Raw genomic sequence first — 6547 nt, forward strand, 5'->3', positions numbered from 1 at the left:
CATTGTCCGGTCCCCCGATCCAGTCGGGGAATGACGCTCTTAGAGAAATATTTACCCATAAATTTGTCGCAGACCCGGCTTTTTTTGTCTATTGTACAAATCACATAAAAAGCATTAGAATTCCTATGGGAGGATCAGAATGAGCGGCCAAGACCTAAGAGTCGTCAAGATTCGCGTACGTATGAACGTCTCCGGCAAACGCATTATCGGTTATGTAGATCTCCCTGCGGCTTATGATCGGACTTCGGATATGTTGAGCGGTCCGGATTTATTTATTCTCGTCCGGCCGGAAAAGAATTTAGCGGCGGTCAAGGCAGACAGTTTTCATATTATCCAGAAGGAGGCCATCAGTTACGTTGAGGCCCTGGAAGAGCCGAAATATTCAGAGACCGCTCTTTTGCAGGGGCGTTTTCAGCCGGTCATTGCGGAACTCAAAGAGCCGACTGCCCATATCAAAGCAGAAATCTTCGTTCCCCAGGGGTCCAGCGTGCTGAGCGTGTTAAACGATAATCGAAGTTTTATCAACCTGTGCAAGGTCCGTTTCGAGAACTCCGTTGAGCAATATCACTATCTCGGTGTCGGGAAAAAACAAATCATCCTGCTGAAGGCGCAGTAGGAACAGCGGGTCAGCGAAATCTCTCTCTAACCGGACTCTTATATTCTGTCCGATTGCAGCGGTTCTTTCAGCTTTTCTTCAAAGGTTCTGCCTTTGTTTTCGTATTCCACGGTCAGCTCCTCAAATTCGCTGAACAGAGCTTCGATCTTTTTCCTGGATTCAAAAATGGACTTGGAACGCTTTCTTATGGAGTCACCATCCTGGTTCTGTGAGGCCTCAAGAAGGAATTGAGTCTCCTGGTCAAGGCTCTTTTCCAATTCCATGATGGCGCTTTCGACCGCAGCAATTTTTTTTTCAAGCGTTCCCAGGATCCTTGACCTTTCAGAAAGGATTTCAGCGCGGATACGTCGGATATCTTTTCTGTTCGCCGCTTTATTTTTCAGCGGATTCCTCTCGACATCAGGGACGGGAGCATTCTCGTTTTTCCACCCGAGTCTGCCCAGAAAGTCCTGATAGGCGCCTTCAAACATCTTCACCTGGTTGTCGTCAAAAACGATCAGTCTCTTGGCCATGGCCCGGAGAATCATTTCGCTGTGTGTGACGATCATGACCGCTCCATCGAAGGCGTCTATAGCCTCAATCAGGGAATCAACGGATTCCATGTCAAGATGGTTGGTGGGCTCGTCGAGCAGCAGGAGGTTGGCTGGGCTGACGATCAGTTTCCCAAGAAGAACCCTGCTTCTTTCACCGCCGGAGAGAACCTCGATTTTCTTTAATGCCTTGTCCCCGTCAAACATCATGGCGCCGCAGATGCTGCGGGCCGCCTTTCGATTTTGATCCGGACGGGCATCAAGGATTTCCTGCTCAACGGTCTTATTCAGATCCAGACGGTTGATGTTGGTCTGGCCGAAATAGGCGATCTTTAAGTCCGGATGCCGTCGAAGCGTCCCGGTTGACGGTGAAAGTTCGCCTGCAAGAAGATTCAATAACGTGGTTTTCCCTTTTCCGTTTTTACCGATGATGCCGATCCTGTCGTTTTTTCCCACCGAAAAATTTAATTTGTCGATCAGAAAAGGACCTTCGAGATTAAACGAAAAGGAGAGGTCCTCGGCTTTTAAAAGACATTTGCCCGCAAGGGGGGAGGCATTAAATTCGAAGTCCAGGGTTTTGATCTTCGATAATTTTTCAAGTTTTTCCTTTTTAAGAAGCGACTTGACCCTCGACTGGACCGCCCTGGCCTTGGTTGCCTGGGCCCTGAATCGGTTGATGAATTGCTCCGTTTCCTTGCGTTTCTTCTCATCGTTTATCCGGGTCTTCTCAAAGACCTCTTCTTCCTGGAGGACCTGTTGATAAAACTTAAGGGTTGAGCCTGAAACTTTTCTGATTTTGCAGCGGTGGATCCCCATGGTATGGGTGATGACGCTGTCCATGAAGGCCCGGTCATGGGTAATCAACATCAGCTCATTTTTCCACGAAAGTAAAAAACGGTTCAACCATCGAGATGAAACGATATCCAGATAGTTGGTCGGCTCGTCGAGAAGAAGGAGGTTGGGTTCAGAGATCAGCACCTTGGCAAGATTCAATCGGACCTGAAATCCGCCTGAGAGCTCATGGGGATGGCGGCCGAGATCTTTTGCGGAAAAACCAAGTCCATGGAGAACGGTCTTCACCCTGTATGTCTCATCCCTGCCGTCCTCGGTCGGCTTGAGGCTCGTGCAGCCCTCTTTTAGAATGGTATCCTGTGTAAAATGGATGTGCTGGGAAAGATGGGCAATAGAATAATCATTCGGAATACGAATGATCCCTCCATCCGGATGCTCTTCCCCAAGGAGCATTTTGAACAGGGTTGTTTTTCCGTGACCGTTTCTGCCGACCAGGCCGATGCGCTCCCCTGAATTGATGGAGAAACTGACCTTGTCGAAAAGAACCTGTTGCCCATACGCCTTGACGATATCACTGACTTGAATCATGCCTTCCTTAACGACGGACCGTGCTGTCTTGAGGTCTGTTTTAAATTTGAAATGGGCTATGGGTAGAAACCCGGCAGTTTGCTCAAGGAAGTTCGATGGCATAAAAAAACTCCATGGCCAGCCATGGAGCTTTTTTACCCTATCGGTATGATTTTTTGTTACAGTTTAACAACATTAGCGGCCTGGGGGCCTTTCGGCCCTTCAACGACCTCAAAACTGACCCGATCCCCTTCGTTCAGGGTTTTAAAGCCATCGCCTGTTATCGCCGAAAAGTGAACAAAAACATCCGGACCACTGTCCTGTTCGATAAAGCCGAACCCCTTCCCTCCATTGAACCACTTAACCGTTCCTTCTGCCATGTTTTTTCTCCTTTGTTCCTCGGTAGAACCGATATTTTTAAATGTACAGAATCTGACACCTGCCGTAAAGCAACTGTACGAACATAGATTACAACAAAATCAATCGCAAAAACAAGCAATAAATTTCATTTAATTGTTAGGAATTTAAAAAGGAATGTGTTAAAATAAACACATTTTAATTCGAGGTTTAAAGGACGGCTTTTTTGACCCCTGTTGCCATGACTTCACTTCTTGAGGCATCATCCTATCAAGATCCCCCTGCCGCTGGTTAGTTGATCGAATCAAGGGAGAAGGAAGAGGTTCCGTCTCGTTTCCCGAGAACCGGAGGGATCTTAAAGGTGGTGGTCCGTTGCAGAAGCCGGTGTATTCTTTAAAAAAGCCCCCAATGATGGGCATTAACCCGACCTGAGGATAACATGACGAAACGTAAGGATTTAAGAAACATTGCGATCATTGCCCATGTGGACCACGGCAAGACAACCCTCGTGGACTGGATGTTGAGACAGGCCGGAATCTTTCGGGCCAATGAACAAGTCCAGGAGCGTATCATGGACAATATCGACCTGGAGCGGGAACGCGGGATTACGATCATGGCAAAAAATGCCGCGGTTGAATACCAAGGGGTAAAGATCAATATTGTCGATACCCCGGGCCATGCGGATTTCGGAGGCGAGGTGGAAAGAACCCTGAAGATGGTGGACGGGGTGCTTCTTCTGGTGGACGCCTCGGAAGGCCCCCTCCCCCAGACAAGGTTTGTGCTTAAAAAAGCGCTTGAACTCAAATTGCCGCCCATTCTGGTCATCAACAAGATTGACAGGCCCGATGCGAGGATTAAGGAAGTATTGAATGAGGTCTATGATCTGTTTATCGACCTGGACGCAACAGAAGAACAGCTTGAGTTCCCCGTCGTTTATACAAACGCCAAAAAAGGGATTGCAAAATATCACCTTGAAGATGAATCCGAAGACCTAAGGCCTCTTCTCGATCTGATCTTGAAGACCATCCCGGAGCCCGAAGGCGATGGAGACGGGATCTTACAGCTCCTCGTTACCAATATCGGCTACAACGACTATGTGGGAAGACTGGCCATCGGAAGGATTTTTTCAGGGACCTTGAACGTCGGGGACATGGTCGCCGTGGTGAATCATAATGGTGAAGAAATCAAAACAAAGATTACATCAATTCATGCCTTCCAGGGGATCGAGCGCCAGGAGGTCCAAGAGGCCTCGATCGGCGACATCGTCGCCCTTTCCGGGATTGAAGGAATCAATATCGGCGATACCATTACAGACGCTGAAAAGCCCAAGCCCCTCCCAAGGATCATCGTGGATGAGCCGACCATATCCATGGTCTTTTCCGTGAACACGTCCCCTCTTGCAGGAAAGGAGGGCAAATATGTCACGTCAAGACACATCAGGGATAGGCTTGAGAAGGAACTCCTCTACAATGTTTCCATCAGAGTGGACTTTGAGAATACAGACGCATTCAAGGTCATGGGACGCGGCGAATTGCAGCTCGCCATTCTGATAGAGATGATCAGACGAGAGGGGTATGAGCTTTCCGTATCCATGCCGGAAACCATCACCAAGGAAATCAACGGCGTCCTGCATGAGCCCATGGAACTCCTGGTCGTGGATGTGCCTGAAGAATACGTCGGTGTCATCACACAGCAGGCCGGGATGAGAAAAGGCAGGATGTTGAAGATGCAGAATAACGGGCACGGCAGGGTCAGGGTCGAATTCAAGATCCCGTCCCGTGGACTGATCGGTTTCCGTTCACAGTTCCTGACAGACACGAGGGGCACCGGCCTTTTAAATCACCTCTTTGACGGCTATGAACCATGGCACGGGCCCATCATCAAAAGAAAGACGGGCGCCCTCGTCGCGGACAGGTCCGGACGGACAACCACCTACGCCCTCTTCCATTTGCAGCCGAGGGGAACGCTTTTTATCAAGGAAAACACGCAGGTTTATGAAGGGATGATTATTGGTGAGAATTCCAGGGACAAAGATATTGATGTCAATGCCACAAAAGAAAAGAAGCTGACCAACATGCGTGCCGCGGGTGCGGATGAAGCGCTTCAGTTGATCCCTCCAAGGATTTTAAGCCTTGAGCAGGCCATCGAATTTATCAAGGAAGATGAACTTGTGGATATCACGCCCCTTTCCCTGCGGCTGAGAAAGAAGATCCTGGACGTTCATAAACGGCCGAAAGCCAAGGGGTGAGAAAGATCAAATTCTTTCGGTGTGCCGGAGGGGCACGCCTCAATCTCGATCGGAGATGAGACCGCCTTACGACCTGTCTGCCGTGCCGGCACAGGCAGTCCCTCTCGGTACGTCACCAGATTTACGAACAGAACCGCTTCGCGGCCCTATTTACGATAAGGACGGTTTGATTGAAAAGTACATCCGTGCAGGGATATTTTCCCTTGCAAAGGACTTGAAAATTTGCCAGCCAGCCGAAACAATCCCACGCCTTATTTTAATAAAACCTCGATCTTGGCCGACTTTTTCAGAGTATCAACATACTCTAAAAGCTTTGATTGAACGGCCGAGTTCTCCAGGAACTTGGCAACCTTGTCCTTGACTTCGTCGTAGGGGGTCATCTGCTCGGGTTTTTTATCTTCGCTTTTGATAATATGGTAACCAAAGGACGTCTTCACCACGTCGCTGATTTCACCGGGCTTCAGGGCAAAAGCAGCCTTGGCAAATTCCGGAACCATCTCTTCCGTGCTGAAATACCCAAGTTCCCCGCTGTTTTGTGCGGCCGTCGGATCTTCGGAATTCTCCTTGGCCAGTTTTGCGAAATCCTCGCCTTTCTTTGCGCGTTTTAGCAGCTCTTTGATCTTCTTCTGGGCTTTTGCATCATCCTCTTTTGTGGCATCCTTGGCGACTTTGATCAGGATGTGGCTGGCCTTGACCGATTCCTTCTGCATGAACTTGTCCTTATTGGCCGCATCATTATAGAAGGCTTTGATATCCTGCTCGGAGACCGAAACATTCTTCTTGATCTGCTCGACCTGATCATTCACCACCTTCTGGATCCGGATTCCCTTTTCGATATCTTTACGAAGGTCTTTTTCGGTCATGTTGTGCTCTTTGAGAGCGGCCTGAAAGTCTTCTTCCTTGGGTAGATTGGCCCTGAGTTTTTTGTATTCCTCATCCACCTGCTGATCCAGATCCTTGATCTTCAGCTTCTTCCCTTCCTGGGAAAGGAGTTCCGTGGTGATCAGGTCCTGCAATACCTTAAGACGGAAATCTTTCATTTTGTCTTCTGATGAGACCATGGCGCCCATCTGAGGATTTTGTGCGAGAACCTGGTTGATGTTTTTTGTGAGTTCAGATTCCTTGATGGCGGCATCATTGACTTTGGCGACAACGGCGTTCTCGGTTTTTGCTTTTTCCTGCTGTTGGGCGCCATCGGCTTTTTTAACCGGATCATCAGCCCATAGAGATGACGGGGCAAGGAAGATGCCGGCCAGAAGGAATAAATAGACCATGATTTTCATTTGATGTTGGGTTTTCAAGGGGGAGTCTCCTTATGAAAAAATGAGTATAAAAAACAAGAGAAATCACCTATGGATTCATAACGTTCGATATTAACAGGGTAAATGAGAGACGTCAATAAAATTTTTTCAAAGTGTAAAGCCAAAATAGAAATGT

The 6547-nt window shown here is 48.4% G+C and carries 5 protein-coding genes; 2 read left to right on the forward strand and 3 right to left on the reverse strand.

Annotation, left to right across the window (positions count from 1 at the left end):
• The first annotated feature begins 181 nt into the window (after positions 1 to 181).
• Positions 182 to 616, forward strand: a complete 435-nt coding sequence (locus tag AUK29_03460) for a hypothetical protein (protein OIP64975.1) — start codon at positions 182 to 184, stop codon at positions 614 to 616.
• A gap of 38 nt (positions 617 to 654) precedes the next feature.
• Here the strand turns inward: AUK29_03460 and AUK29_03465 are convergent, their stop codons facing one another.
• Together AUK29_03465 and AUK29_03470 are read right to left on the reverse strand one after the other, a co-directional pair.
• Positions 655 to 2526 carry an ABC transporter ATP-binding protein gene (locus AUK29_03465; GenBank protein OIP64976.1) on the reverse strand — a complete coding sequence of 624 codons (1872 nt, stop codon included), beginning with the start codon at positions 2524 to 2526 and terminating at the stop codon, positions 655 to 657.
• A 158-nt stretch (positions 2527 to 2684) separates the two neighbouring features.
• Positions 2685 to 2885 (reverse strand): cold-shock protein, encoded by a 201-nt coding sequence (locus AUK29_03470; protein ID OIP64977.1) that lies wholly within the window; start codon positions 2883 to 2885, stop codon positions 2685 to 2687.
• Between the two features lie 416 nt (positions 2886 to 3301).
• On the opposite strand from AUK29_03470, the gene AUK29_03475 reads away from it, so the two are divergent.
• Entirely contained in the window at positions 3302 to 5110 is a 1809-nt protein-coding gene (locus AUK29_03475) for a GTP-binding protein TypA (GenBank protein OIP64978.1), read from the forward strand.
• A 251-nt stretch (positions 5111 to 5361) separates the two neighbouring features.
• On the opposite strand, the gene AUK29_03480 is transcribed toward AUK29_03475, so the two are convergent.
• Positions 5362 to 6393, reverse strand: coding sequence for a hypothetical protein (locus tag AUK29_03480; GenBank protein ID OIP64979.1), 1032 nt, complete (start codon positions 6391 to 6393; stop codon positions 5362 to 5364).
• Positions 6394 to 6547 lie beyond the last annotated feature (154 nt).

This window comes from Nitrospirae bacterium CG2_30_53_67, assembly GCA_001873285.1.
Taxonomy (GTDB): Bacteria; CG2-30-53-67; CG2-30-53-67; order CG2-30-53-67; family CG2-30-53-67; genus CG2-30-53-67.